Consider the following 25,786-nt stretch of genomic DNA (forward strand, 5'->3'; position numbering starts at 1 on the left):
CTCCTTCACGAGTGAGCGCTGGTCAGCCCTTGACGGCGCCGGAGGTGAGGCCGGCGACGATCCGCCGCTGGAACAGCAGGACCAGGATGACGACGGGGATGGTGACGATGACCGCGGCGGCGGCGATCGCCCCGGTCGGTTGGGTGAACTGGCTCGCGCCGGTGAAGAACGCCAGCGCCGCCGGCACGGTGCGCGAGTTGTTCGAGGAGGTGAGGTTGGAGGAGAACACGAAGTCGTTCCACGCGGTGAAGAAGGCGATGATCGCCGTGGTGAAGACGCCGGGCGCCGCCAGCGGGGCGATCACCTTGCGGAACGCCTGCCAGCTGGTCGCACCGTCCACCTGGGCCGCCTGCTCCATCTCCCACGGGATCTGCTGGAAGAACGCCGACAGGGTCCAGATCGACAGCGGCAGCGTGAGCGCGAGGTAGGGGATGATCAGGCCGGGGATCGTGTCGAACAGCCCCACCTGCCGCCACAGGTTGAACAGCGGCGTCACCATCGCGATGACCGGGAAGAAGGACACCGCCAGCGCCGTGGTCAGGATGAGCTTCTTGCCGGGAAAGTCCAGCCGCGAGATGGCGTACGCGCAGAACATCGCGAGGATGACGCTGATCAGCGTGGCGACCAGGCAGACGATGATCGAGTTGCGCAGCGCCGGGTTGAACAGGTCGCTCGCCCCACCGGTGAAGATGACCCGGTAGTTCTCCAGGGTCGGGTCTTTCGGCCAGAAGTTACCGAACGAGTTCTTCGTGGGGTCGGCCAGCGCGTCGGTGCCCTTGAGGGACGTCGCGAGGATCCACAGCAGCGGGATGGCCGTCCAGATCATGACCGGGATCGAGGCGACGGCCATCCAGTTCCGGGTCTTGGTGCTGAGGTTGGTCTGCATGGCCTACTTGCCTCCGGTGGTGAGGTCGACCTTGAACCCGCGGACGAAGATGAACGCCACGATCAGCACGATGATGAACAGGATGACCGCGAGCGCGGACCCGATGCCGATCTCCACCCGGTTGATCGTCTCGTTGGCCACCAGCATCGACAGCGTGGTCGTCTTGTTGGCGCCACCGGTCATGATCACCGGGTTGTCGTAGATGCGGATCGCATCGAGGGTGCGGAACAGCACGGCCACCATGAGGGCGGCCTTCATGTTCGGCAGGATCACCCTGCGGAAGCGCTGCCACCAGGTGGCGCCGTCCACCTTGGCCGCCTCCTCCAGCGAGCTGTCGACCTGGGCGAGCCCGGCGAGCAGCAGCAGCGACATGAACGGCGTGGTCTTCCAGATCTCCGACAGGCAGATGATCGTCAGCGACGACCACCGGCCACCGAACCAGTCGTAGTCCAGCGGGAACTGGCTGAAGCTGAGCGTGTGCAGCCAGTGGTTGATGAACCCGGTGTCGACCGAGGCCGCGAACGTCCAGGAGAACGCCGAGACGACGGTGATGATCGCGTACGGGATGAGCACGATCGTGCGCAGCGTGCGGCGCGGCAGCACGATCCGGTTCATCAGCATCGCGATCGCCATGCCGAGGACCAGCTCGATCACCAGCGTGATGACGACGATGATCGTCGTCGTCACGAACGCCTCCCAGAACAGCGGGTCGGTCAGGGAGGTGATGTAGTTCTGCAGCCCGATGAACCGCCGGCTCTGCGGGTCGGTCAGTCGGTAGCTGAAGAGCGACAGGTAGATGGCATACGCGATCGGGTACAGCGTCACCAGCAGCATGACGATGAACGCGGGACCGGCGAGCTTCCAGCCGAGGGAGCGTTCGGCGCGGGCCCGGTCCGAGAGGCGCGACCTGGGCGCCTTCTCACCGGTGGGCTGAGCGCCGGTGGTCTCCGAGGTGGCGACGGTGCTCATAGCAGGGCATCACCTTTCAGGACGTCGAGGATGAACTTCTGCGCCGACTGCGGCGTCTGGGTCGTCACCGAGCTCGGCGGGCTGAACTTCTGCTGCAGCCCGGTGGAGATGTCGCCGTAGTACTGCGACTGCGGCCGTGGCGTCGCCAGGTCCAGGGACTTCTGGATGGTCGCGGCGATGCCGTTGGGGAAGGCCTTGAGCACCGCCGGGTCCTGGTAGGCCGCCTTCCGGCTCGCCGGGTTGCCCGAGGCGGCCATGTACTCGGCCTGGTGCTTGGCGTCGGTGACGCACGCTGCGGCCTGGTAGGCGACGGCGGGGTTCTTGCTCTTGTTGCCGATGCCGATCTGGATACCGCCGTACGGCGGGGCGGACGGCTTGTCCGCCACCGTCCGGGGGTACAGCGTCGCCGAGACGTCCTTCTTGTCACCGGTCAGGGCGCTGTAGGTGTAGGGCCAGTTGACGAGGTAGTTGGCCTGCTTGCTCTGGAACAGGTTGAGGCTCTCGGTCTCCTCGTTGCTGCCCATCGACGGCCCGCCGAGCCCGGCGGCCGCGATGGTGCTGATGATGCGGGCCGCGTCCTTGCCCGCCGCGCTGTCCAGACCGAGCTTGGTGTCCTCGCCGGACGCGCCCGGGTTCTCGACGATCTTGCCGCCGGCACCGGCGACGAGGGCGTTGATCCAGACGACGTAGCCCTCGTACAGCGAGGCCTGCACACCGATGTCGGAGCCGGTCTTCTTCGCGGCGCCGATCAGCTGGTCCCAGGTGACGGCCGGGCCCATGGTCAGGCCGGCCTTCTGGGCCGCCGACTTGCGGTACCAGAGCAGCTGGGTGTTGGACCAGAACGGGACAGCGACCAGCTTGCCCTTCCAGGTCGAGGCCTCGATCGAGGACTTCACGCGGTCCTCGCGGAACTGCTGGTCCAGGTCCGCCGGGACGGGCGCGAGGTACCCGGCCTGGGCGAACTCGGCGACGTAGACCGGGTCGATGCTCATCAGGTCCATCGAGGTGTCCCCCGCGGCGAGCCGACGCAGCAGCTGGGTGCGCTGGTCGGACGCGCTGTTGGGCAGCAGCTGGATCTTGATGCGGTACTTCCCACCGGAGGCATCGCTGCACTCCTTGGCCAGCTGGGCCTGCCCGCCCTTGGTCGGGTCGGCGTTGCCCACGTCCGGGTTGATGTACCAGGTCAGAGTGCGAGAGCCCCCGGTGGAGCTGTCACTGCCGCAGGCGGCCAGACCAAGACTGGCCGCCATCGTGGCAGCCAGTACGAGTGCCGTGCCCCGACGACGACGCTTCCTTGCGTACTGCATCGGCTACCTCGTTCCTTCCGAAGGTGAACTCAGGTCTACACCGGGCGCTGTGACCCACGCCACTGCCCGACGCCACTTTCTCCACACGCGTCACGCCGGGCCGTTCTCAAACCCTATACGCAACCCTCCACAAAACGATCGATTTGTAGAGGGTTAGTATTCGTCGCGACGGGTACTACGACAGACAACACGTGACACCGCTCGAGAGCAGGACCGCCATGACCATCACCGCACTGCCCACGCTCCGGACCCCAGAGGAACGGGAGACGACACCGACGGCCCGGGACCTGATCCGGCAGCTGATGGCAGTGGAGGACCAGATGCTCCGGGGGACCCCGCTCAGCTCACCGACGCGCGAGCGCCGCCGCCAGCACCTGCTCCACGAGGAAGCGGACCGGATCAGCCGTCGGCTGCGCGCGCTCGCCCCCGCGGAGGTCGACCTCACCGCCTGACCAGCAAGGGCGCGCAGATACCCTCGGCGCATGGCGGAATTCGCGTACGAGGACATGCTGCCCACCGGGCCGGACGACACGTCGTACCGGCTGCTCACGACCGACGGTGTACGGACGGTCGAGGGCCCCGGCGGGCGGACGTTCCTCGAGGTCGACCCGGAGGCCATCCGGATGCTGACCGAGACCGCGATGCACGACATCGCGCACTACCTGCGCCCGGCGCACCTGACCCAGCTGCACTCGATCCTGGAGGACCCGGAGGCCTCGAACAACGACAAGTTCGTGGCGCTGGATCTGCTGAAGAACGCCAACATCGCCGCCGCCGGCGTCCTGCCGATGTGCCAGGACACCGGCACCGCGATCGTGATGGGCAAGAAGGGCGCACACGTCCTGGTCGGCGACGGGTCCACCCCGGACGAGGCGTCCATCGCGCGGGGCGTGTACGACGCGTACACCCGCCTGAACCTGCGGTACTCCCAGATGGCGCCCGTCACCATGTGGGAGGAGAAGAACACCGGCTCCAATCTGCCCGCCCAGATCGACCTGTACGCCAACACCGCGCCGGGTGCCGAGACGTCGTACAAGTTCCTGTTCATGGCCAAGGGCGGTGGCTCCGCGAACAAGTCGTTCCTGTACCAGGAGACCAAGGCGATCCTGAACCCCGAGCGGATGATGGCCTTCCTGGACGAGAAGCTCCGCGCGCTCGGCACCGCCGCCTGCCCGCCGTACCACCTGGCCGTCGTCATCGGCGGCACCAGCGCCGAAGCCGCGCTGAAGACGGCCAAGTACGCCAGCGCGAAGTACCTCGACGAGCTGCCCAAGGAGGGCAACCCGGACACGGGTCATGGTTTTCGTGACCGCGAGCTGGAGGAGCAGATCCTCGAGCTGACCCGGCAGTTCGGCATCGGCGCCCAGTTCGGCGGGAAGTACTTCTGCCACGACGTCCGCGTCGTCCGCCTCCCCCGGCACGGCGCGTCGCTGCCGGTCGCCATCGCCGTCAGCTGCTCGGCCGACCGTCAGTGCCTGGCCAAGATCACGCCCGAGGGCGTGTTAATCGAGGAGCTCGAGCGCGACCCGGCCCGGTTCCTGCCGGACACCACGCACGCCCAGCTCGGTGGCGAGGAGGCCTCCGGCGGGGACGACGAGGTCGTGGCCATCGACCTCAACCGGCCGATGCCCGAGATCCTGGCCGAGCTGAGCAAGCACCCGGTCAAGACGCGGCTGTCGTTGACCGGCCCGCTGGTGGTCGCACGTGACATCGCGCACGCCAAGATCAAGGAGCGACTGGACGCCGGCGAGGAGATGCCGCAGTACCTGCGCGACCACGCCGTCTACTACGCCGGCCCGGCCAAGACGCCGCAGGGGTACGCCTCCGGCTCGTTCGGCCCGACCACCGCCGGCCGGATGGACTCCTACGTCGAGCAGTTCCAGGCCGCCGGTGGCTCGAAGGTCATGCTCGCCAAGGGCAACCGCAGCAAGCAGGTGACCGACGCCTGCGCGAGCCACGGCGGCTTCTACCTGGGCTCGATCGGCGGGCCGGCGGCCCGGCTCGCCCAGGACTGCATCAAGAGCGTCGAGGTACTGGAGTACGAGGAGCTGGGCATGGAAGCCGTCTGGAAGATCGAGGTCGAGGACTTCCCCGCGTTCATCGTGGTCGACGACAAGGGCGAGGACTTCTTCACCGCGACCGCCAAGCCGACCGCGTTCACCATCACGAAGCGGCCGGGCCTGTGAGCGGCGGCAACGGCGTGGGCTTCGATGACCTGCTCGCGGCGAACGAGGAGTTCGCGGGCTCGTTCGCGCTGCAGGGCTTCGACGGCGTCGCCCGAGCGGGCGTCGCGGTCGTCACGTGCATGGACTCGCGTATCGACCCGCTCGGCATGATCGGGCTGAAGCCGGGCGATGCGAAGATCTTCCGCAACCCCGGTGGTCGCGTCGACGGCTCCGCGCTCGAGGCCCTGGTCCTCGGCGTCCACCTGCTCAACGTGCAGCGCGTCCTGGTCGTCCCGCACACCCGGTGCGCCATGGCGTCCCGCTCGCAGCAGGAGCTGCGGACGATCATCGGCGAGTCGGCGGGCCAGGACGCGTCGTGGCAGAGCTTCCACGTCGTCGGCGACCAGCTGGACGCGCTGGCCCAGGACGTCGCGAAGGTCCGCAGCCACCCGCTCATCCCGGACACCGTGCAGGTCGGCGGGTTCATGTACGACGTCGACACCGGTCTGCTCACCCAGCACGGCTGACCCGGCCGTCCGCGCCCGCGCAGCGGCCCAGTCGAACGGGGTCGAAGTGGCCCTTCTGAGTGGACCGCTGCGCGCCTAGCGTCACTTCGGTGACCACGACCGAGCAGCCCGTCCCTCCCGTCGTCCCGCCGCCCGTCCGCGGCGGGCTGACCCTGCTGCAGGGCAGCGCGCTGACGACGGGCGCGGTCCTCGGCACCGGCGTGCTGTCGCTGCCCGCGATCGCCGCCGACCTGGCCGGGCCCGCATCACTCCTCGCGTGGCTGGCGCTCGTGCTGCTGTCCGTACCGCTGGCGACGACCTTCGCGGCGCTCGGCTCGCGCTACCCCGACACCGGCGGTGTGTCGACGTACGCGCGGCTGGCGTTCGGGCGGCGCGCGGCAGCGGTCGTGGGCTGGTGCTTCTACCTGGCCGTCCCGATGGGTGCCGCCCCGGCTGCGTCCTTCGCCGGCGGGTACCTCGCCGACCTCACCGACGGGGGTCGCGTCACCGAGGTGCTGACCATCGTCGCCCTGACCGTCCTGGTCGGCGGCATGAACGCGTTCGGCATCCGGCTCTCCGGCAGGGTCCAGCTGGCCCTGGCGGCCGTCCTGGTCCTGCTGCTCGCCGGCGCGCTCGTCGTGGCGCTCCCCCACGCCGACACGACCCACCTGACGCCGTTCGCGCCGCACGGCTGGGCGGCGGTCGGCTCGGCCGCGGCCGTGCTGGTGTGGGCCTTCGCCGGCTGGGAGGCGACGTCGTCCCTCTCCTGCGACTTCCGCGAGCCGCGGCGCGACATCCCGCGCGCCACCGGCATCGCCATCGCCGTGGTGGGCGTGCTGTACGTCGGGGTGGCCGGGGTCAGCGTGCTGGTGCTCGGCCCCGCAGCGGCGACCTCGGACGCGCCCCTGTCCGACCTGCTCGCGACCGGCCTCGGCGAGCCCGCCCGCGTCGTCACGACCGTCACGGCGCTGCTGCTCACCGCGGGCGCCATGAACGCCTACTTCGCGGGCGGCTCGCGCCTCGGCGCCGCGCTCGGCCGCGACGGGGCGATGCCGGCCTGGCTGGCGCGGGGCAGCCAGGCCGGCGAGATCCCGCTGCGCTCGCTCGGCCTGCTGGTCACTCTGTGCCTGCTCTCGACCGCCGTCACCGTGGTGGCCGGCCTGGAGCTCACCGCGTCCCTGCTGCTGGTGACGGGGTCGTTCACCCTGGTCTACCTGATCGGCTCGGCCGCGGCGATCCGCCTGCTCCCGCGCGGCACCTGGGGCCACCGGGCGGCGGTCGTGTCGTTCGTGAGTGCGCTCGCCCTCCTCTGGATGACCGGTCGGCACGTGCTGTGGACGGCCGGGATCGCGGTCGCCGCGCTGGTCTACGACGCGGTGACGCACCGGCGTACCACGCGGCGGGCGGCGGGCAGTCCTTCCGCGATGGCCCGCTCCGAGGCGAGGCCGTAGCCGAGGACGAGTCCGGGGTGGGCCGCGCCGCCGTACATCGGCGACAGCGGCTCCAGCCCGACGCCGGCCCCGGCGAGCTCCGCTGCGAGCCGACGGTCGTCGACGCTGAGCCCGGCACGCAGCCGCACGCACAGGTGCAGCCCCGCCGCCGAGGGCACCGTGTCGAACCACTCCCCCAGGTGATCCCGGACCCCCGCCGTCATCGCGTCCCGGCGCGCGGCGTACACGCGGTTCGCGCGACGGACGTGCGCGCCGAGGAGACCGTCGTCGATGAAGTGCGCCAGGGCCGCCTGGACCGGCAGCACGCCGTGCCAGTCCGACACCTGACGGGCGGCCGCGAGCGCCGGGCGCAGCCCCGCCGGCGCGAGCAGGTAGCCCAGGCGCAACGACGGCAGCAGCGACTTCGAGAACGTGCCGGCGTACAGCACCCGACCCGTGGCGTCGAGGCTGTACAGGGGCTCCAACGGCCTTGAGCCGTAACGGAACTCGCTGTCGTAGTCGTCCTCGAAGACGGCAGCGTCGTGCTGGTCCGCCCAGGCGAGCAGGGCGCGCCTGCGGGCCAGCGTCATCGGCACACCGGTCGGGTACTGGTGGGACGGCGTCGTGAGGACCAGCCGGACCCCGGGCGGGATCCGGTCGACGCGCAGCCCGTGCCGGTCGACGGGGACCGGCACGACGCGAGCGCCGTGGGCGACGACCGCCCTGCGGGCCATGTCGTAGCCCGGGTCCTCGACCGCGACCTGGTCCCCGGCCTCGACCAGGACCCGGCAGACGAGGTCGAGCGCCTGCTGGGAGCCGTTGCACACGATGACGTCGTCCGGCTCGGCGAGCACTCCCCGCGAGCGACCGAGGTGCCGGGCCACCGCGGCCCGCAGGCCCGCATGGCCGAACGGACCCGCGTACGCCTCGGGCAGGGCGCTGCGCCGCAGCTGGGCACCGACGAGGCGCCGCCAGACGTCGAGCGGGAACAGCCGCGCGTCCGGGATGCCGGGTCGGAAGTCGTAGGCGTACCTCGTGCGCTCGTCCCGCTCCAGGGGCTCCAGCGACCACGAGGCACGCGGGCGCAGAGCGCCACCGTCCGCCCGGCCGACGGGCGGATCCGCCGGCGCTGCGGCCGCGGAGACGAACGTGCCCGCACCCGTACGCGCCTCGACGTAGCCCTCGGCCATCAGCCGGTCGTACGCCGCGGACACGGTCGTCCGCGAGACACCGAGCTCGGCCGCCAGCTGCCGGGTCGGCGGCAGCCGGTCGCCCGCGTGCAGCCGGCCGTCGGTCATCGCCGCCACGAGGGCCGCGTAGATGGCGCTCGTCCGACCGCCCCGCTCGCCCAGCCGCACGGTGAGGTCCACCGAGAAAGTGTGTCATCGAGGCACGACAACGGCCGGTGCGCGGGCACCGGCCGTGGTCGTACGGAGGCGGGTCAGGCGGTGCCGACCGTCACCGTGATGTTGTCGCGGGTCGCCTTGGAGTACGGGCAGACCTCCTCGTGCGCCCGCCGGACGAGCTCCTCGGCCTTGGCCGGGTCGACGCCGGGCAGGGTCGCCTTGATGTCGACGGCCAGGCCGACACCGCTGGCGGTCTTGCCGAACGTGACGTTCGCGGTGACGGTGGACTCGGTGGTGTCGATGCCCTCCTCCGCGGCCAGGTGGTTGATCGCGCCGCCGAAGCACGCGGCGTAGCCGGCGGCGAACAGCGTCTCGGGGTTGGCCTTCGGGTTGCTCTTGCTGCCGGGCTTGCCCAGCTGGAACTCGACGACCCCGTCCTCGCTCTTGACGACGCCCTCGCGGCCACCCTTGGCGGTGGCGGCAGTGGTGTACAGGGTCTCGGTGACTTCCTCGAACGGCATGCTGGTTCCCTTCGGTCAGGTGAACGATCAACGGTCTCAACCTACGACGTGGGCCACGAGGCGCTCCATCGCCTTCGTCACCTCGGCGGTCGATCCGGCGAACGACAGCCGCATGAAGTGCCGCCCGTCGACCGGATCGAAGTCGACGCCCGGGGTGATCGCGACGCCGGTGCGCGCCAGCACCTCGCGGCACCAGGCGGTCGAGTCGTCGGTGAGGTGCCGCACGTCGCACCACGCGTAGAACGCACCGTCCGGCGGGGCGTACGACGTCACACCGATCCGCGGCAGCGCCTCGACCAGGTGCGCGCGGCTCTCGGCGTACCGGAGCACGTGGCCGTCCAGCTCGGCCCGCGCCGGCGGCGTGAAGCAGGCGAGCGCGGCGTGCTGGGCGACCGCCGGCGGGCAGATGGACAGGTTGCCCGACAGCAGCTCCACCGGGCGGGCGAGCGTGCGCGGCAGCAGCATCCAGCCCAGCCGCCACCCGGTCATCGAGAAGTACTTGCTCACCGACCCGACGACGACGCTCGACGTCGACGTCTCCCACGCGCTCGCGCACGACCGCCCGTAGGAGATGCCGTGGTAGATCTCGTCGCTGATCAGCAGGCAGTCGTGCTCGTCGCACCAGCGGGCGATCGCCGCCAGCTCGTCCGCGTCGATGATGGTGCCGGTCGGGTTGGCCGGGCTGGCGATGATGACGCCGGCCGGCGGCTCGGGCATCGCCTCCAGCATCGCCACCGTCGGCTGGAACCGCGTCTCCGGCCCGCACTCCAGCTCGTACGGCGCAATTCCCAGCGCCTGCAACGTGTTCCGGTACGCGGGGTAGCCGGGCCTGGTCATCGCGACCACGTCGCCCGGCTCGAACGCCGCGAGGAACAGCGCCGTGAAACCACCCGACGAGCCGGTCGTCACGACCACCTGCTCGGGGTCGACCTCGACGCCGTACGTGCTCGTGTGGTGGTCGGCGATCGCCTGGCGCAGCGGCAGGATGCCGGCGGTCTCGGTGTAGCCGAGCGGGCCTGCGGTGAGCGCATTGCGGGCGGCCTCGAGCACGACCTGCGGTGCCGGCGTGGACGGCTGCCCGGCGCACATGAGGATGACGTCGCCGTGCGTGCGCTGTCGCTGCGCGCCCGCCTTGAGCACCTCCATGACGTGGAACGGCTCGACCTGCCCGCGGCGGGACGGCTGCCTCATCGGCGCGACCCCACGACCCGGCGGACGAGGTCCTGCCAGGCCGCCGTGATGCGATCCATTGACACTCCGTGCTGGACCTGCAGGCTCACCAGAGCGGGGTCCAGCGGGGCCATCAGCGCACTCGCGAGCAGCTCGACGTCGCCCCCGGTCTCCAGGGCCTGCAGCAGCAGCCGGACGTGCGTGAGCGCGAGCCCGTGCGCCGGCACCTCGAACCTGCTGTCGAGGTCGCCGATCGCCCGCATGATCGGGCCCTGGGCTGCCACCAGGTGCAACCGGGCCTCACCGAAGGCCAGCAGCCGCTCCAGTGGCGGCGCGCCGGGCCCGAGCGGCGGCGGACCGGACATGAACCGCTCCTGCAGCTCGCGCTCGGTGTGGTCCATCAGCGCCGCCATCAGGCCCGCCCGGTTGCCGAACCGGCGGAACACGGTGCCCTTGCCGACCCCCGCCTGCGCGGCGACGGCGTCCATCGTGAGCGCGTCCGGCCCGCAGCGGGTGATCAGGAGCGCGGCGGCGTCCAGCACGCGGGCGGTGTTGCGCTGCGCGTCCCGTCGGCCGCTACCCGGCGGTGGACCCAGCAGGGAGGTCCCCGCACCCGTACGTGACACAGAACACCCCGCGAGCTCGACATGGACGGAACAAAACGGACTACAGTCCGTTTAGATCGAATGTACCCCCGTACGGCACACGAAAGGCACCCTCTCATGACCGTCGTCCTCGCCCTCGTCGGCAGCCTGCGCGCTGACTCCACCAACCGCAAGATCGCCGAGCTGGCGCAGCGCCTCGCCCCGGAGGGCACCGAGGTCCGGATCGCCGAGGGGCTCGGCGAGGTCCCGTTCTACAACGAGGACATCGACGGCGCCGACGCGCCCGCCGCCGCCGAGCGCCTGCGCGAGCAGGTCGCCGCCGCGGACGCGCTGCTGCTCGTCACGCCCGAGTACAACGGCGGCCTCCCCGCCGTCCTGAAGAACGCCATCGACTGGGCCTCCCGCCCGTACGGTCAGGGCTCGATCACCGGTAAGCCGGCCGCCGCGCTCGGTGCGGCCTTCGGTCAGTTCGGCGGCGTGTGGGCCCACCAGGACTCGCTGAAGTCGGTCAAGATCGCCGGCGCGAAGCCGCACGAGGAGCCGGCCGGCTCCTTCAAGGTCACCGAGTGGACCGGCTCGGGCCACCCGGAGGAGCAGGCCGACGTCGTCGAGGCCGTCACCCGGACGCTGGAGACCCTGACGCAGCAGGCGCGGGAGACCGCCGCCGCCTGACCTCGAGTCGCTCGCGACGAAGGGCCCGTCAGCAGCAGTGCTGCTGACGGGCCCTTCGTCGTCGTGAGGTCAAAGAGCCAGCTCGCGGCGGACCACGGACGCCAGCTGCTCGGCCACCTCGTGCGCGCGCTCGGCCGTGTCGGCCTCGACCATCACGCGTACCAGCGGCTCGGTGCCCGACTTGCGCAGCAGCACCCGGCCGATGCCCGCGAGTGTCGTCTGCGCCTGCAGGACGGCGGCCTGGACGACCGCGTGCGTGTCAACGGCATGCTTGTCGACGCCGTCGACGTTGATCATCGTCTGGGGCAGGTGCGTCATCACCGCGGCGAGGTCGGCCAGCGGCTTGCCGGTCGCGGCCACCCGGGCCGCGAGCACGAGGCCGGTGAGCACACCGTCGCCGGTGGTGCCGTGATCGAGCATGATGACGTGGCCGGACTGCTCACCGCCGAGGGAGAAGCCGCCCTTGCGCATGGCCTCCAGGACGTAGCGGTCGCCGACACCGGTCTGCAGGACGGAGACGCCCTCGCGGTCCATCGCCTGGATCATGCCGAGGTTGCTCATGACCGTCGCGACCAGCGTGTCGTGGGCGAGCACGCCGCGCTCCTTGAGGTCGAGCGCGAGGACGGCCATGATCTGGTCGCCGTCGACGACCTGGCCGGAGGCGTCGATCGCCAGGCAGCGGTCGGCGTCCCCGTCGAGGGCGACGCCGAGGTCGGCGCGGTGCGCCAGGACGGCCTCCTGCAGCGGCTCCAGGTGCGTCGAGCCGTGGCCGTCGTTGATGTTCAGCCCGTCCGGCTCGGCGCCGATGACGGTCACCCTCGCACCAGCGGCTTCGAAGACCTGGGGGCCGACCACACTCGCCGCGCCGTGCGCGGCGTCGACGACCACGTGCAGGCCCTCCAGCGAGTGCGGCAGCGCGGCGATGAGGTGCTCGACGTAGTCGCGGCCACCGTCGTCGTACGTCCGGATCCGGCCGACGCGCGCGCCGGTGGGACGCTCCCGCTCCTCGCGCAGGCGCGTCTCGATCGCGTCCTCGACCGCATCGGGCAGCTTGTGCCCGCCGCGGGAGAAGAACTTGATGCCGTTGTCGGGCATCGGGTTGTGCGAGGCGGAGATCATCACGCCGAGGTCGGCGCCCGTGTGCGCCGTCAGGTACGCGATCGCCGGCGTCGGCAGGACGCCCGCGTCGTGCACGTCGACACCGGCCGAGGCCAGGCCGGCCACCGTCGCGGCCGAGAGGAACTCCCCGGACGCGCGCGGATCGCGACCCACCACGGCCTTGGGCCGGTGGCCGCGGAACTCGCCCTGCTCACCGAGGACGTGCGCCGCCGCGATCGCCAGGTCGAGGGCCGTCTCGGCCGTGATGTCGACATTGGCGACGCCGCGTACGCCGTCGGTCCCGAACATCCGCCCCATGGGCGTCAACTCCTCTCACACAGAGACACCCCGAGCACCCTTGCACGTGGCAAGGGCGCCCGGGGTGCTCACGAACGTCACGCTGCGGACGAGACGTCCTCGATCAGCGCTTGCTGTACTGCGGCGCCTTGCGGGCCTTCTTGAGACCGGCCTTCTTGCGCTCCGGGACGCGGGCATCGCGGGTCAGGAAGCCGGCCTTCTTCAGGGCCGGGCGGTTGAGCTCGGGGTCGACGTCGTTCAGCGAACGCGCGACACCCAGGCGGACGGCACCGGCCTGGCCGGAGGGGCCACCGCCGTGCACGCGCACGAGGACGTCGTACGCGCCGTCGAGCTCCAGGACCTTCAGCGGCTCGTTGACGATCTGCTGGTGGACCTTGTTCGGGAAGTACTCGTCCAGCGAGCGGCCGTTGATCTTCCACTCACCGCTGCCGGGGACGATGCGCACGCGGGCGATGGCCTGCTTGCGACGGCCGGTGCCGGCGCTCGGCGCGGACGCGCTCGGGCGACGCACCTCCTCGCCCTCGGCGGGAGCGGCGGCGCTCTCGCTGGTGTACTCGGTCAGCTGGGGCTCCTCGGTCTCGAGGGCCTCGGTCTGGGTCTGGTCAGCCACGGGTTCTCCTTGTATTCCTGGCAGTCGCCGCGGCTATTACTGCGCGACCTGGTCGATGGTGAAGGGCTTCGGCTGCTGCGCACCGTGCGGGTGCTCGGCGCCGGCGTAGACCTTCAGCTTGCTCATCTGCTGACGGCCGAGGGAGTTGTGCGGGATCATGCCGCGCACGGCCTTCTCGACAGCCTTGGCCGGGTCCTTGGCCATGAGCTCGGTGTACGAGGTCGCCTTGAGGCCGCCCGGGAAGCCGGAGTGGCGGTAGGCGACCTTCTTCTGCAGCTTGGCGCCGGTCAGGGCGACCTTGTCGGCGTTGATGATGATGACGAAGTCACCGGTGTCGACGTGCGGGGCGAAGGTCGTCTTGTGCTTGCCCCGCAGCAGGATGGCGACCTGGCTCGCGAGCCGGCCGAGGACGACGTCGGTGGCGTCAATGATGTGCCAGGCGCGGTCCTTGCTGACCTCTGCCGGCTTCGGGGTGAACGTACGCACAGTCGTAGCCTTCGTTTGAGTATCCGGGAGCTGCGCCGCGCGACGAACGCGCGTACTGCAGCAGAGATCAAGATTACCGGGCCCGCGCGTACCCCTCCAAATCGGCGGACATCCCAGTCGCCGCAAGGGAATCTCGGCCCTCCGACCGACCCGCGTGCCCGTTGTGCAGCGTGAGTGTGCACAACTATTGTGCATCCACATGGCCCGTCCGACCACTCGTCCCGCCCTGCGCGTCCTCGCCCACCCGGTCCGGTCCCGGGTGCTCGGGCACCTGCGCGTGCACGGTCCGGCCACCGCCACCGAGCTCGCTGCCGCGCTCGAGACCCACACGGGAGCGACGTCCTACCACCTGCGCAAGCTCGAGGAGGTCGGCCTGGTCACCGACACCGGGACCGGCACGGGCCGGCGCCGTGTCTGGGCCGCCGCGGCCGAGCCGGAGCTGCCCGGCGCGGGCGATCCGGACCTGGCCCTGGACGCCGACGACGAGGCAGCCGCCGACTGGCTGGCGCGCGACTACGTCCAGCACTTCGCCGTACGGGCCGACGCGTGGGTCGGCGAGCGCGGCCGCTGGCCCACGACCTGGCGTCAGCACTGCGGCCTGGACGACCACGCCGTGCTCGTCACCACCGAGCAGCTCACCGCGCTGTCCGCCGAGCTGGCCGAGGTGCTGGACCGCTACCGGCGAGCGGGTGCGGGCACGCCGGGCGCCCGCCGGGTCGCGGCGTACACCTGCCTGCTGCCGGTCGACCCTCCACCGACGGCGTGACCGCCCACCGCGGCGCGCATGCCCTGGATGTCGCCCTCGTGCGCGGACCGGTCCGGCCGCCTCCTCAGGTGGTTCGCGCGGTCGATCAGTCCGCCACGACGTGTACGCGGACGTGTCGTCCGGCGACGCGGGCTGCGCGCAGGTCGGCTGTGACCCAGACGGCCTCGAGCCGCTGCGCCAGTGCGACGTACCAGGCGTCGCGGGAGGACATGGCCTCGCGCAGCGTCCACGCTGCGCGAGCGTCGGCCGGCTCGAACGACCGGACGAACGGTGCGCGCAGGTGGCGGTCGACGGCCCGATCGGCTGCGTCATCGGTCAGCACGCGCCGCTGGTGCAGCGCCCGGATCGATCCGATCACCTCGACGTCGAAGTGCGGCGGCACCGTGATGTCCTTGCTCTCGAGGACGCTGCCTCGGGAGCCGCCGGCGACCACATCGACCCAGGCTGAGGCGTCCAGCACGATCACGCGGAGTACATCTCGCGTCGAGCCTGCTCCAACGCCTCGAGCACCTGGGCGCGGGTCGCCTGCGGCCGCACCACGTCGGCGCGGATCTCATCGAGCACGCCCTGCATCCTCGCGCGCGCGCCGTGCTGTGCGACGTCGCGCTCGATCAGGTCCCGGACGTACGCCGACAGGCTGCGATGCGTCTCGGCCGCACGCCGCTTGGCCGCCTCAGCGAGGTCGTCATCGACCGAGCGGACCTGGATGTTCGTCGCCATACGGCAACGGTAGCATGCATGTGCATGCAGACGGGATGATCCTGGCCGTCAGCGGGCCCGCAGGACGCGCCCCTCGTCCCAGACCGGTTCGGCCGACTCGTACACCCGGCCGTCGGCGCCGAAGACCAGGAACCGGTCGAAGCCACGGGAGAACCAGCGGTCGTGCGTGACGGCGACGACGGTGCCCTCGAACGCCTCCAGCCCCTCCTCCAGCGCCTCCGCCGAGTGCAGGTCCAGGTTGTCGGTCGGCTCGTCCAGCAGCAGCATCGTCGCCCCGCTCAGCTCCAGCAGCAGGATCTGGAAGCGCGCCTGCTGACCGCCCGACAACGAGCCGAACGTCTGCTCGGCCGCGTGCGCGAGCTCGTACCGGTCCAGCGCCCGCGCGGCCAGGTCGCGCGGCATGCCCTGCCGGTGATCGTCGCCGCGGTGCAGGATCTCCAGCAGCGTGCGCCCGACCAGCGACGGGTGCTGATGGGTCTGGGCGAACCAGCCCGGCCGCACCCGCGACCCCAGCCGGGCCACTCCCTGGTGGACCACCGGCTCGGGCCGTACGTCGCCCACCGGTCGGTGCTCGGGCTCCGGGTCGGACCCGCCGGCGGCCAGGAGTCGCAGGAAGTGGCTCTTGCCGGAGCCGTTCGAGCCGAGGACGGCCACGCGTTCGCCGTACCAGACCTCCAGGTCGAACGGCTTCATCAGACCGGCGAGCTCCAGCCGGTCGACGACGACCGCGCGCTTGGCCGTCCGGCCGCCCTTGAGCCGCATCGTGACGTTCTGCTCGTACGGCGTCGCCTCGGGCGGACCGGCCTCCTCGAACTTCGCCAGCCGCGTCTTGGCCGCCTGGTACCGCGAGGCGAGCCCGTCGTTGTAGGCGGCCTTCGTCTTGTACATCTGCACGAGCGCCTTGAGCTTGGCGTGCTCCTCGTCCCAGCGGCGGCGCATCTCCTCCAGCCGCGCGTGCCGGTCCGCCCGGGCCTCGTGGTAGGTCGAGAACCGGCCCGGGTGCACCCAGGCGATGCTGCCGGCGGCCGTCGGCTCCAGGGTCGCGATGCGGGTGGCGACCTGGTCCAGCAGCTCCCGATCGTGGCTGACCAGCAGGACGGTCTTCGGCGAGGTCCGCAGCTGCTCCTCGAGCCAGCGCTTGGTCGGCACGTCGAGGTAGTTGTCCGGCTCGTCCAGCAGCAGGACCTCCTCGGGCCCGCGCAGCAGCGCCTCCAGCACGACCCGTTTCTGCTCGCCGCCGGAGAGGGTGTTGACGTCGCGCCACTGCGCCTTGTCGTACGGCGTCCCGAGCGCGGCCACGGTGCAGACGTCCCAGAGGGTCTCCCACTCGTACCCGTCCACGTCGGCCCAGTCCGCGAGCGCCTGCGCGTACGCCATCTGCGCGGGCTCGTCGTCGCGCTCCATGATCGCCTGCTCGGAGGCGTCGACGGCCTCGGCCGCCGTGCGGATGGGCGCCGGGGCGACGCTGACCAGCAGGTCCCGGACGGTGACCTGCTGCCCGTCCCGGCCGACCTTCCCGATGAACTGCGGCATCACGCCGAGGCCGCCGCTGCGGGTGATGGCTCCGTCGTGCGCGTCGAGGTCACCGGAGATGATCCGCAGTAGCGTCGTCTTGCCCGTGCCGTTCGGCCCGACCAGCGCGACCTTGGCGCCCTCTCCGACCCGCAGGCTCACGTCCCCCAGGAGCGGCCTGCCGTCTGGCAGGGAGTAGCTGATGCTGTTGACGTCGACGTGTCCCACAGCGCTCGAGTGTGACCCAGCCGCGCGCGTACGTCACGTCGTTATGCCGTGCCCCCGGTCAGACCACCGCCTCGAGCTCGGCGAGCGAGTCCTCCAGGTGGTGGATGATCCGCTGCACGTGAGGTGCGCTGCGCCGGCACGCCGTGATGCCGAAGTCGACCTGGTCGTCGTAGGTGACGAGGGTGATGTTCACGGCGAGCCCGTCGTACGCGATCGAGGCGGGGTACGTGCCGTCGAGGTGGGCGCCGTTGAACCACAGCTGCTTGCGCGGCCCCGGGACGTTGGAGATCACCACGTTGAACGGCGGACCGGACAGGTCGAGGTAGCCCGGCACGGACGCCAGGCCGAGCCCGGCGATGTTGAGCCCCGACATGAGCAGCGTCTGCAGCGGGCTCAGCTGCCGCATCGTCGCCTTCGCCGCGGTGGTCGAGGCGTGGATGGTCTCCAGCCGCACGAACGGGTCCGGGGTGTCGGTGGCGAGCGTCGCGATGATCGCGCCGACGCTGTTGCCGCCGACGACGGCGAGGTCGTCGCGCAGGTCCACCGGGCACATCGCGGTGAGGGAACGGTTGGGCAGGGCACCGAGCTCGTCCAGGTAGGCCCGCAGGGCACCCGAGCAGGCGGCGAGGACCACGTCGTTGAACGAGACGTCCGCGGCCTTGCTGATCACGCGGAACCGGTCGCGCTCGAAGGTCTGCGCCACGAACCGGCGCGCGGCGCCGACGCGGCCGTTCAGGATCGTCCGCGGCGCGTCGAAGGCGGTCGCGAGGTCGGGGTCGCGCAGGGACCGCCAGCCGACCTGCAGGGCCCGCGGTCCGATCGTCGCCAGCTCCTGGACCACCTCGCGCCCGCCGCGCGCGAGGGTCGACGGCGCGAGGGGGCCGGGCGTCGGACCGCTCTCCTTCGGCACGACGGACGTCTCCGGGGCGGCGTACGCCGGGACGCAGTCGCGCGCGTCGGGGTCGGGGCTGCAGGCGCGCTGCATCAGCTGCAGCGCCGACACCCCGTCCAGCAGGGCGTGGTGGACCTTGCTGAACACCGCGACGCGGCCGCCTTCGAGCCCCTCGACGACGTAGGACTCCCACAGCGGCCGGTACCGGTCCAGCAGCGAGCCCTGCCAGCGCGAGGTCAGCTCGAACAGCTCACGCAGCCGCCCGGGGGCCGGCACCGCCGAGGGGCGGACGTGGTGGTCCAGGTCGATCTCCTCGTCCTCGCGCCACAGCACGTTGCCGACCGTGCCGACGGGCAGCGCCGGCCGCAACCGGAAGCGAGGGTGGATCGGACCCGGCGGACGCAGCACCGGGAGCAGCTCGTCGGCGACCCAGCCGGGTCCGGCGTCCTCGGGCGGGCTGAACAGCTGCAGCCCGCCGACGTGCATCGGGTGCTCGCGTGACTCCACGAGCAGGAACATCGAGTCGGTGGGTCCCATCACGGCCACGATCGTGCCTCCGGTTCCTCGATCTACTGCCGAGTAGACGTAAGGTGGAGCTGCTGAGTGTGACCTGGAACACCATGCCATGCCGAAGGGGGCCGACGTGCCGACAGCGACCGTGACCGCGGTGCGGACCAGCTGGCCGCGTCGCAGCGTGCAGTCGCAGATCCTCGCGGCCGGCCTGCGCCACACCGTCAAGCCCACCCTGGTCGCCTGGAGCTTCGTGCCCTCGGTCATCTGGCCCTCCCGGATCCTGGACCGCGCCGCCGAGCACCTCCCGGCACCCGACGGCTCCACGGTCGAGCGGGTCCGGCTCGGCGAGTGCGGCGCGGAGTGGATCGTCGGGCCGGGCGTCGACGTGCGGAAGAAGGACCGGGCGGTGCTCTACCTGCACGGCGGGGCGCTGGTCACCTGCAGCCTGGCCACCCACCGCCGCCTGGTCGCGTACGTCTCGCACGCCACCGGTGCGCCCGCGCTCAACGTCGACTTCCGGATGATGCCGCAGGTCACCGTCGAGCACATGGTGGCCGACTGCCTCTCCGGCTACCGCTGGCTGCTGGCCCAGGGGTACGCCGCGGACCGGATCTCCGTCATCGGCGACTCCGCGGGCGGGTTCCTTGCGTTCCTCACCGCCATCGCCATCCGCGACGAGGGCCTGCCGATGCCGGCCGGTCTGGTCGGGATGTCGCCGCTGCTGGACCTGGGCACCGAGCGCAAGGAGGCCAGCCCGTACAACGACCGCTGCGACGTCTTCACCGTGCGGGCCTGCCGCGGCCTGGCCAGGTTCACCGCGGCGGTCGACGCCCAGCACGAGGTCGTGGGCCCGCGCGTCTCGCCGATCGACGCCGACCTCACCGGCCTGCCGCCCGTGCTCATCCAGATCGGCTCGCGCGAGATCCTGCGGTCCGAGTGCGAGGAGATGGTCGACCTGCTCGCGGCGTCCGGGGTCCCGGCGTCGTTGCAGGTCTGGAAGGGGCAGGTCCACGTGTTCCAGGCGGCCGGGTGCGTCCTGCCCGAGGGCCGGGACGCGGTCCGCGAGGTCGGTACGTTCGTCCGCGGGCTCGGCGCCCCACACGCCGTCGCGAGCTGAGCCCGTGCCCTCGGTCGACGTGAACGCCGACCTCGGTGAGTCGTACGGCACCTGGCGGCTCGGCGACGACGACGCCCTCCTGCAGGTCGTGACCTCGGCGAACATCGCGTGCGGGTTCCACGCCGGCGACCCGGCGACGCTCGTCCGGACCTGCCGGTCGGCCGCGCGGGCGGGTGTCGCGATCGGCGCCCAGGTCGGTTACCACGACCTCGCGGGCTTCGGCCGCCGCTTCATCGACGTCGACCCGGACGATCTCTACGCCGATGTCGTCTACCAGATCGGCGCGCTGGACGGCATCGCCCGCACCTGCGGCTCCCGGGTGCGGTACGTCAAGCCGCACGGCGCGCTCTACAACACCGTCGTGACCCACGAGGAGCAGGCGCAGGCGGTCGTCCGTGCGGTGCACGACCTCGACCCCACGCTGCCCCTGCTCGGCCTGCCGGGCTCGGCGCTGCTCGCGCGGGCGGAGCGTGCCGGCCTGCGGACCGTCCGCGAGGCGTTCGCGGACCGTGCCTACACCGCGGAGGGCACCCTGGTCCCTCGCTCGCAGGAGCGAGCGGTGCTGGACGACCCGAGGGCGGTCGCCGAGCGGGTGCTGCGCCTGGTGACGGGCGGCACCGTCCGCAGCGTCGACGGCACGGACGTCGCCGTCGACGCCGAGTCGGTGTGTGTGCACGGAGACTCCCCCGGCGCCGTCCGTATGGCGCGGGCGGTGCGGGACACGTTGACGGAGAACGGCGTCGACGTCGAGTCGTTCCTGTGACCGGGATGCGGTTCCTGCCGGTCGGCGAGCGCGGGGTCCTGGTCGAGCTGCCGGACGGCGACACCCGCCGGCGGCTGGAGTCCTGGCTCGCCGGCCACGAGCTGCCGGGGCTGGTCTCCCACGTCCCCGCGGCCCGTACCGTGCTGCTCACCGCGGACCGGCCGGAGCGGCTGGCCGTGCTGCGTGACCGGCTGCTGGCCCTCGACCTCGCGGACGTCCCCGAGCCCGGTCGCCAGGGTGAACGGGTGACGGTGCCCGTGCGCTACGACGGGCCGGACCTCGCGGAGGTCGCCGAGCTGCTGGGCCTCAGCCCGCAGGAGGTCGTCCGCCGGCACACCGGCCAGGAGTGGCGGGTCGAGTTCGTCGGGTTCCTGCCCGGGTTCGCCTACCTCGGCGGCGCGTCGGGTGGCCTCACGGTCCCCCGCCGCGACTCCCCGCGCACACGGATCGAGCCAGGCTCGGTCGGGCTCGCCGGTGAGTGGAGCGGCATCTACCCCAGCGCCTCCCCCGGCGGCTGGCAGCTGATCGGGCGTACCGACGTGCGGCTGTTCGACGCCGACCGTGAGCCGGAGGTCCTGCTCCCACCGGGCACGACGGTCCGATTCGAGGAGGTCGGCGCGTGAGCGAGCTGGTCGTCCGCCGCACCGGCCCGCTCGCACTCGTCCAGGACCGTGGGCGTCCCGGCCTCGGCCGGCTCGGCGTCGGCACCGGCGGTGCCGCCGACCGGCCCTCCTACGAGCTCGCGGGCCGGCTGGTCGGCAACGAGGGCGGCGCGGCCGGGCTGGAGCTGCTCCTCGGCGGCACCGCGCTCGAGGCGGTGGGCGAGGTGGTGCTGGCCGTGACCGGCGCACCGGCCTGCGTGACCGTCGACGGTCGGGCCGCTCCGCTGTGCGCTCCGCTGCGGGTCACGTCCGGGAGCCGCGTCGAGATCGGTACGCCGGTCGCCGGGCTGCGTACGTACGTCGCCGTCCGGGGCGGGTTGCGGACCCGGACGGTGCTCGGAAGCCGCAGCGTCGCTCCCTCGGGCGGTCTCGGCCTGCATCCGCTCGCGGAGGGCGACCGGTTGCCCGTCGGCCGCTCCGACGCTCCGGTCGGTGAACCCGGTGGCTCGCCGGTCGGGCCACCACTGGGACCCGTGGACCTGCCGGCCACGATCGGACCGCGTGACGACTGGTTGACTGAGGATTCGCTGGCTGTGCTCGGCGACGCCGTCTGGCAGGTCGGCGCCGAGGCCGACCGCGTCGGGGTGCGACTGACCGGGCCGCCGCTGTCCCGGGCCCGCGCCGAGGAGCTCGCCAGCGAGGGCATCGTGCGCGGCGCCGTCCAGGTCCCGCCGTCCGGGCAGCCGCTGATCTTCCTCGCCGACCACCCGACGACGGGCGGCTATCCCGTGGTCGCGGTCGTCGACGACGCCGCGACCGATCGGCTCGCGCAGCTGCGTCCCGGCGAGCAGGTGAGGTTCGTGCTGCGCCGCGCGTCGTGGCTGGGCTGACCGTCCCTCAAGGCAGCCGGCGTACGGCCCTGGCCTCCTCGGCGCGCGCGGCGAGCCGGTCGTCCGGCGGGTAGGTCACCTCTTCCAGCGACAGCCCGTGCGGCGGCATGACGGCCACCTCGGGGCTGCGCTGCCGGTCGGCGAGAACCCCCGCCGGCCAGTGGACGTCGCGCCGGCCCTCGCCCACGGGCACCACCGCGCCCACCAGCGAACGCACCATCGAGTGGCAGAAGGCGTCCGCGACGACCCGGGCCTCGAGCACCCCGTCGTCGCCTCGTCGCCAGGAGTACTCCAGCAGCGTGCGGACGGTGGTCGCGCCCTCGCGCCGCTTGCAGAACGCGGCGAAGTCGTTGAGGCCGAGCAGGCTGCGGGCGGCGGCGTCCATGGCGGCCACGTCCAGGGGCCGGCGGTGCACCACGGTGTCCCGCCGGCGCAGCGGATCCAGGGTTGCCGGGTCGTCGGCCAGGCGGTAGCGGTAACGGCGCTGGGTCGCCGAGAACCTGGCGTCGAACGCCTCCTCCACCTCGCGGACCCGGCGGACGACGATGTCGCCCGGGAGCACGCCGTTCAGCCGGCTGACCGCGGCGACCTGCGGGTCCCGGTCCGAGCGGCCCGGCAGTGCGGCGTACGCCGTCGCGTCCACGTCGGCGTGGCACACCGCGCCGCGGGCGTGCACGCCGGCGTCGGTACGCCCGGCGACGGTGAGCCGGACCGGCTCCGGTGCGCGCAGCACCGTCGTGAACGCGCGCGAGAGCTCCTCCTCCACCGTCCGGCGGCCGGGCTGGGCGGCCCACCCGGAGAAGTCCGTGCCGTCGTAGGCGAAGTCGATTCGGAGCCGCACCCGCGACAGGCTACGGCGTGCGGCGACCCGGACGGCTCACTGCTCGGCCGCCGCCAGCTCCTGCTTCCACACCCGGAAGCTCTCCTCGGTCCGCCCGCGCCGCCAGTAGCCGGAGATCGACGCACGCGCCGCCGGCACCCCGCGCTCCTTGCGGATGTACGGCCGCAGCCCGTGCATGACCGCCTGCGCCTCGCCGTGGACGAACACGTGCGGCTCCCCAGGCAGCCACGGCGCAGCCCGGACGGCGTCCACCAGCGGCGAGGTGCCATCGGGTGCCGCGGAGCGCTCGACCCAGGTGAGCCGGACACCGTCCGGGACCCGCAGCGGCAGACGGGACGCGGCGTCCTCGACCTCCACGAACGCCAGGCCGACCGCATCGGGCGGTAGCGCCTCCAGCGCCGCGGCCACGGCCGGCAGCGCCGAGTCGTCGCCGGCGAGCAGGTGCCAGTCCGCGGTCGGGTCCGGGCGGTAGGCCCCACCCGGGCCGCGCACGACCACCGTGTCGCCCGGCGTCGCGCGGGCCGCCCACGGACCGGCCGCGCCCTCCTCGCCGTGCACGACGAAGTCGACGGTCAGCCGCTCCTGCTCGGCGTCCAGGTCACGCACGGTGTACGTCCGCGTGACCGGGCCGTCCGCGGTGTCGATGACCAGCTTGACGTACATGTCGGTGAAGGAGTTCGCGACGAACGAGGCGAATTCAGGGCCGCCCAGGTGGACGCGCACCATCGAGGGGCTCAGCCGTTCGGTCGCGGTCACCGTCAGGGTCGTATCAGGCCGGGGCATGAGGAGAACGTAGCCGCCGTCGGCCCGGCGACGTGCTCCGGGCGCCTCCGCTGGATCCCGCACGCGAAGTTGGTCGTCTGTGCAAGAGTGCGGGCGTGTCGACACCGAACGCCTCTCACTGGCCACGCCAGCGCGTCGCGATCGCGCTCGCGTTCCTCAGCCAGGGGCTGGTCTTCATCAGCCTGACCACCCGCCTGCCGCGCATCCAGGACCACTTCGACCTCTCCTCGGTGGAGACCTCGGTCCTGCTGCTCGTCGTCGTCCTGACGGCCGGTCTGGGGTCGGTCCTGGCCGAGAGCTTCGCGCGGTGGTGGGGCAACCACATCGCTCTGCGCGCCGGACTCGTCGGGACGGCCGTCGGCATCGCCGCCATCGGCGCGGCCGAGCGGCTGCCGCTGCTGGTCATCGGCCTGGCCATCTACGGAACCGCGCTCGGCATGGTGGACGCCACCTCCAACATGCAGGCGGTCGCCCTCGAGCACCGGATGGAGCAGCCGATCCTGCCGTCCTTCCACGCCGCCTGGACCCTCGGCGGCGTCCTCGGCACCCTCGTGACGCTCGCGACCCCGGACGTCCCCCTCGGCGTCGGCGGCCTGGTGCTGATGATCCTGCCGCTCGTGGTGAGCACGCGGCCGTTCCTCGGCCACGAGCGTGGTCAGGCGGTGGCCGAGGCGGCGGCGGTCGCGGTCCCCTGGCGTCGCATCCTGCTCGTCGGCCTGGCGATCGTGCTCTTCTACATGGTCGACACCGCCTCGACCACCTGGGGCTCGATCTACTTCGACGACGTCCTGGACTCCCCGTCCCGGCTCGTCGCGCTCGCGACCCTGCCGTACCTGGTCGCCTCGCTCGTCGCGCGGGCGGTCGGTGACGACCTGACCCGCCGCCTCGGACCCGTGCCGCTGCTCCGCGTCGGGGCGCTGGTCTCGGCGGCCGGACTCGCCGTCGTGGTCCTGGCGCCCACCTGGCCGGTCGGGATCCTCGGGTTCTTCGTGCTCGGCCTGGGCGTCGCCGTGATCGCCCCCTTGAGCTTCTCCGCGGCCGCGGCCATCGCCCGCGAGGGCGTCGACGACGACCCCGACCTGCTGCGCCGGCGCGTCGACTCGGTCATCGCCCGGTTCAACCAGTTCAACTACGCCGGCGCGCTGCTCGGCGCCGTGATGACCGGCGTGTTCGGCGCGGGCACGCTGCGGCTCGGCTTCGCCGTCCCGATGGTGCTGATCGTGGCCATGGTGCCGCTCGCCCGCGCCTTCGCCCCCGTGGCCGACGCGCCGCGGCCCGCCCCCTGACGCACCGGGCCCCCGTACCGAGAACGGTACGGGGGCCTGGTGAACCAACGGGAGGAGCTCAGTCCTCCTGCTGCGCGGACTCGCCACCGGCGGGCTCGAAGCCCGCCGCCGCAGCCGCGTCAGCGGTCTTGAACCAGACCTCCGCCACGGTCGCGTCGAACCAGCGCGAACCCTCCACGTGGTACTTCATCGAGTCCTTGTTGCCCTTGACGGTGAAGCCCTCGGGCGCCGAGCCGTCCTCGAGCGGGGCGGCGGAGTCGGCGCCGTAGCCGCCGTCGGCCGACTCGTTCTTGGCGGCGTCCGCGGCAGCGGCGTCGTCGACCGGGACCTCGGTCGCCTCGGCGGTCTCGGCGTCGACGATCTTCGAGGCCTTCTTGGCAGCACCCTCGGCCTCGGCGACCACAGCGCGCTTCGGCTTGGCGTTGACCGGCTCGCGGACCAGCTCGATCACGGCCATCGGGGCGTTGTCGCCCTTGCGCGGTGCGATCTTGGTGATCCGGGTGTAGCCGCCCTGGCGCTCGGCCATGTCCGGCGCGATCTCCTCGAACAGGCGGTGCACGACGCCCTTGTCACGCACGACCGTGAGGACGCGGCGACGCGCGTGCAGGTCGCCACGCTTGGCGAAGGTCACCATGCGCTCGGCGAGGGGACGCAGGCGCTTGGCCTTGGCCTCGGTCGTGGTGATGCGGTCGTGCTCGAACAGCTGCGTAGCCAGGTTGGCCAGGATGAGCCGCTCGTGCGCGGGGCCGCCGCCGAGGCGCGGGCCCTTGGTGGGGGTGGGCAT

Annotated in this window: 28 protein-coding genes; 11 read left to right on the forward strand and 17 right to left on the reverse strand. The window is 72.1% G+C overall.

What is annotated here, in order from left to right:
• Nucleotides 1–22 precede the first annotated feature (22 nt).
• From P4R38_RS08880 to P4R38_RS08890, 3 genes are read right to left on the reverse strand one after another with little or no spacing between them, the layout of a single operon-like run.
• Nucleotides 23–886 (reverse strand): carbohydrate ABC transporter permease, encoded by an 864-nt coding sequence (locus P4R38_RS08880; protein WP_277191880.1) that lies wholly within the window; start codon nucleotides 884–886, stop codon nucleotides 23–25.
• 3 nt (nucleotides 887–889) lie between these two features.
• Nucleotides 890–1,855 carry a carbohydrate ABC transporter permease gene (locus P4R38_RS08885; RefSeq protein ID WP_277191881.1) on the reverse strand — a complete coding sequence of 322 codons (966 nt, stop codon included), beginning with the start codon at nucleotides 1,853–1,855 and terminating at the stop codon, nucleotides 890–892.
• On the reverse strand, nucleotides 1,852–3,162 hold the full coding sequence (locus P4R38_RS08890) for an extracellular solute-binding protein (RefSeq protein ID WP_277191882.1): 1,311 nt from the start codon (nucleotides 3,160–3,162) through the stop codon (nucleotides 1,852–1,854). The genes P4R38_RS08885 and P4R38_RS08890 overlap by 4 nt, the downstream gene beginning before the upstream one ends.
• A gap of 218 nt (nucleotides 3,163–3,380) precedes the next feature.
• Between P4R38_RS08890 and P4R38_RS08895 the strand changes: the two genes are divergently transcribed.
• From P4R38_RS08895 to P4R38_RS08910, 4 genes are all read left to right on the forward strand, one after another.
• A complete protein-coding gene (locus tag P4R38_RS08895; RefSeq protein ID WP_275237770.1) occupies nucleotides 3,381–3,614 on the forward strand; it encodes a hypothetical protein in 234 nt (77 codons plus the stop codon).
• Between the two features lie 30 nt (nucleotides 3,615–3,644).
• Nucleotides 3,645–5,348 carry a fumarate hydratase gene (locus tag P4R38_RS08900; RefSeq protein WP_277191883.1) on the forward strand — a complete coding sequence of 568 codons (1,704 nt, stop codon included), beginning with the start codon at nucleotides 3,645–3,647 and terminating at the stop codon, nucleotides 5,346–5,348.
• Nucleotides 5,345–5,854, forward strand: coding sequence for a beta-class carbonic anhydrase (locus tag P4R38_RS08905; RefSeq protein ID WP_277191884.1), 510 nt, complete (start codon nucleotides 5,345–5,347; stop codon nucleotides 5,852–5,854). Before P4R38_RS08900 ends, P4R38_RS08905 begins: the two co-directional genes overlap by 4 nt.
• A gap of 89 nt (nucleotides 5,855–5,943) precedes the next feature.
• Nucleotides 5,944–7,284, forward strand: coding sequence for an APC family permease (locus tag P4R38_RS08910; protein WP_277191885.1), 1,341 nt, complete (start codon nucleotides 5,944–5,946; stop codon nucleotides 7,282–7,284).
• Here P4R38_RS08910 and pdxR read toward each other — a convergent pair.
• The 4 genes from pdxR to P4R38_RS08930 all read right to left on the reverse strand — a co-directional run bounded on the left by pdxR (nucleotide 7,200) and on the right by P4R38_RS08930 (nucleotide 10,926).
• Nucleotides 7,200–8,633, reverse strand: a complete 1,434-nt coding sequence (pdxR, locus tag P4R38_RS08915) for a MocR-like pyridoxine biosynthesis transcription factor PdxR (protein ID WP_277191886.1) — start codon at nucleotides 8,631–8,633, stop codon at nucleotides 7,200–7,202. The genes P4R38_RS08910 and pdxR overlap by 85 nt on opposite strands.
• Nucleotides 8,634–8,704: 71 nt before the next feature.
• Complete coding sequence (locus P4R38_RS08920; protein WP_277191887.1) at nucleotides 8,705–9,130, reverse strand: Ohr family peroxiredoxin; 426 nt, start codon at nucleotides 9,128–9,130, stop codon at nucleotides 8,705–8,707.
• A gap of 36 nt (nucleotides 9,131–9,166) precedes the next feature.
• Nucleotides 9,167–10,321 (reverse strand): pyridoxal phosphate-dependent aminotransferase, encoded by a 1,155-nt coding sequence (locus tag P4R38_RS08925; protein ID WP_277191888.1) that lies wholly within the window; start codon nucleotides 10,319–10,321, stop codon nucleotides 9,167–9,169.
• The gene (locus P4R38_RS08930; RefSeq protein WP_277191889.1) at nucleotides 10,318–10,926 is read right to left on the reverse strand and encodes a TetR/AcrR family transcriptional regulator; all 609 of its coding nucleotides are present in this window, start codon (nucleotides 10,924–10,926) and stop codon (nucleotides 10,318–10,320) included. The genes P4R38_RS08925 and P4R38_RS08930 overlap by 4 nt, the downstream gene beginning before the upstream one ends.
• A gap of 96 nt (nucleotides 10,927–11,022) precedes the next feature.
• On the opposite strand from P4R38_RS08930, the gene P4R38_RS08935 reads away from it, so the two are divergent.
• Nucleotides 11,023–11,577: an NADPH-dependent FMN reductase gene (locus P4R38_RS08935; RefSeq protein WP_275237762.1), complete on the forward strand. Its 555-nt coding sequence runs from the start codon at nucleotides 11,023–11,025 to the stop codon at nucleotides 11,575–11,577.
• A gap of 69 nt (nucleotides 11,578–11,646) precedes the next feature.
• Here P4R38_RS08935 and glmM read toward each other — a convergent pair whose 3' ends face one another.
• From glmM to rplM, 3 genes are all read right to left on the reverse strand, one after another.
• On the reverse strand, nucleotides 11,647–12,993 hold the full coding sequence (gene glmM, locus P4R38_RS08940) for a phosphoglucosamine mutase (RefSeq protein WP_277191890.1): 1,347 nt from the start codon (nucleotides 12,991–12,993) through the stop codon (nucleotides 11,647–11,649).
• A 103-nt stretch (nucleotides 12,994–13,096) separates the two neighbouring features.
• On the reverse strand, nucleotides 13,097–13,603 hold the full coding sequence (gene rpsI / locus P4R38_RS08945; RefSeq protein ID WP_275237760.1) for a 30S ribosomal protein S9: 507 nt from the start codon (nucleotides 13,601–13,603) through the stop codon (nucleotides 13,097–13,099).
• Nucleotides 13,604–13,639: 36 nt separating this feature from the next.
• Nucleotides 13,640–14,089, reverse strand: a complete 450-nt coding sequence (rplM, locus tag P4R38_RS08950; protein ID WP_275237759.1) for a 50S ribosomal protein L13 — start codon at nucleotides 14,087–14,089, stop codon at nucleotides 13,640–13,642.
• Nucleotides 14,090–14,288: 199 nt separating this feature from the next.
• Here rplM and P4R38_RS08955 point away from each other — a divergent pair, with 199 nt between their 5' ends.
• Complete coding sequence (locus tag P4R38_RS08955; RefSeq protein ID WP_277191891.1) at nucleotides 14,289–14,855, forward strand: winged helix-turn-helix domain-containing protein; 567 nt, start codon at nucleotides 14,289–14,291, stop codon at nucleotides 14,853–14,855.
• An 85-nt stretch (nucleotides 14,856–14,940) separates the two neighbouring features.
• On the opposite strand, the gene P4R38_RS08960 is transcribed toward P4R38_RS08955, so the two are convergent.
• From P4R38_RS08960 to P4R38_RS08975, 4 genes are read right to left on the reverse strand one after another with little or no spacing between them, the layout of a single operon-like run.
• A complete protein-coding gene (locus P4R38_RS08960; protein ID WP_277191892.1) occupies nucleotides 14,941–15,321 on the reverse strand; it encodes a type II toxin-antitoxin system VapC family toxin in 381 nt (126 codons plus the stop codon).
• The gene (locus P4R38_RS08965; protein ID WP_277191893.1) at nucleotides 15,318–15,575 is read right to left on the reverse strand and encodes a FitA-like ribbon-helix-helix domain-containing protein; all 258 of its coding nucleotides are present in this window, start codon (nucleotides 15,573–15,575) and stop codon (nucleotides 15,318–15,320) included. Before P4R38_RS08965 ends, P4R38_RS08960 begins: the two co-directional genes overlap by 4 nt.
• A 48-nt stretch (nucleotides 15,576–15,623) precedes the next feature.
• Nucleotides 15,624–17,315 carry an ABC-F family ATP-binding cassette domain-containing protein gene (locus P4R38_RS08970; RefSeq protein WP_277191894.1) on the reverse strand — a complete coding sequence of 564 codons (1,692 nt, stop codon included), beginning with the start codon at nucleotides 17,313–17,315 and terminating at the stop codon, nucleotides 15,624–15,626.
• A gap of 58 nt (nucleotides 17,316–17,373) precedes the next feature.
• Entirely contained in the window at nucleotides 17,374–18,744 is a 1,371-nt protein-coding gene (locus tag P4R38_RS08975; RefSeq protein ID WP_277192269.1) for a WS/DGAT/MGAT family O-acyltransferase, read from the reverse strand.
• A 106-nt stretch (nucleotides 18,745–18,850) separates the two neighbouring features.
• Between P4R38_RS08975 and P4R38_RS08980 the strand changes: the two genes are divergently transcribed.
• From P4R38_RS08980 to P4R38_RS08995, 4 genes are read left to right on the forward strand one after another with little or no spacing between them, the layout of a single operon-like run.
• The gene (locus P4R38_RS08980) at nucleotides 18,851–19,837 is read left to right on the forward strand and encodes an alpha/beta hydrolase (RefSeq protein ID WP_277191895.1); all 987 of its coding nucleotides are present in this window, start codon (nucleotides 18,851–18,853) and stop codon (nucleotides 19,835–19,837) included.
• A 4-nt stretch (nucleotides 19,838–19,841) separates the two neighbouring features.
• A complete protein-coding gene (locus P4R38_RS08985; protein ID WP_277191896.1) occupies nucleotides 19,842–20,600 on the forward strand; it encodes a LamB/YcsF family protein in 759 nt (252 codons plus the stop codon).
• A 5-nt stretch (nucleotides 20,601–20,605) separates the two neighbouring features.
• Entirely contained in the window at nucleotides 20,606–21,223 is a 618-nt protein-coding gene (locus P4R38_RS08990; protein ID WP_277192270.1) for a 5-oxoprolinase subunit B family protein, read from the forward strand.
• Nucleotides 21,220–22,092: a 5-oxoprolinase subunit C family protein gene (locus tag P4R38_RS08995; RefSeq protein ID WP_277191897.1), complete on the forward strand. Its 873-nt coding sequence runs from the start codon at nucleotides 21,220–21,222 to the stop codon at nucleotides 22,090–22,092. Before P4R38_RS08990 ends, P4R38_RS08995 begins: the two co-directional genes overlap by 4 nt.
• 7 nt (nucleotides 22,093–22,099) lie before the next feature.
• On the opposite strand, the gene truA is transcribed toward P4R38_RS08995, so the two are convergent.
• Both truA and P4R38_RS09005 read right to left on the reverse strand, forming a co-directional pair.
• Nucleotides 22,100–22,933: a tRNA pseudouridine(38-40) synthase TruA gene (gene truA / locus P4R38_RS09000; protein ID WP_277191898.1), complete on the reverse strand. Its 834-nt coding sequence runs from the start codon at nucleotides 22,931–22,933 to the stop codon at nucleotides 22,100–22,102.
• A 36-nt stretch (nucleotides 22,934–22,969) separates the two neighbouring features.
• Complete coding sequence (locus P4R38_RS09005) at nucleotides 22,970–23,716, reverse strand: siderophore-interacting protein (protein ID WP_277191899.1); 747 nt, start codon at nucleotides 23,714–23,716, stop codon at nucleotides 22,970–22,972.
• Between the two features lie 95 nt (nucleotides 23,717–23,811).
• On the opposite strand from P4R38_RS09005, the gene P4R38_RS09010 reads away from it, so the two are divergent.
• Nucleotides 23,812–25,002: an MFS transporter gene (locus tag P4R38_RS09010; RefSeq protein WP_277191900.1), complete on the forward strand. Its 1,191-nt coding sequence runs from the start codon at nucleotides 23,812–23,814 to the stop codon at nucleotides 25,000–25,002.
• 58 nt (nucleotides 25,003–25,060) lie between these two features.
• Here the strand turns inward: P4R38_RS09010 and rplQ are convergent, their stop codons facing one another.
• Nucleotides 25,061–25,786 carry a 50S ribosomal protein L17, sunset domain variant gene (gene rplQ, locus P4R38_RS09015; RefSeq protein WP_277191901.1) on the reverse strand — a complete coding sequence of 242 codons (726 nt, stop codon included), beginning with the start codon at nucleotides 25,784–25,786 and terminating at the stop codon, nucleotides 25,061–25,063.

Source organism: Luteipulveratus flavus, assembly GCF_029439465.1.
GTDB classification, from domain to species: domain Bacteria; phylum Actinomycetota; class Actinomycetes; order Actinomycetales; family Dermatophilaceae; genus Luteipulveratus; species Luteipulveratus flavus.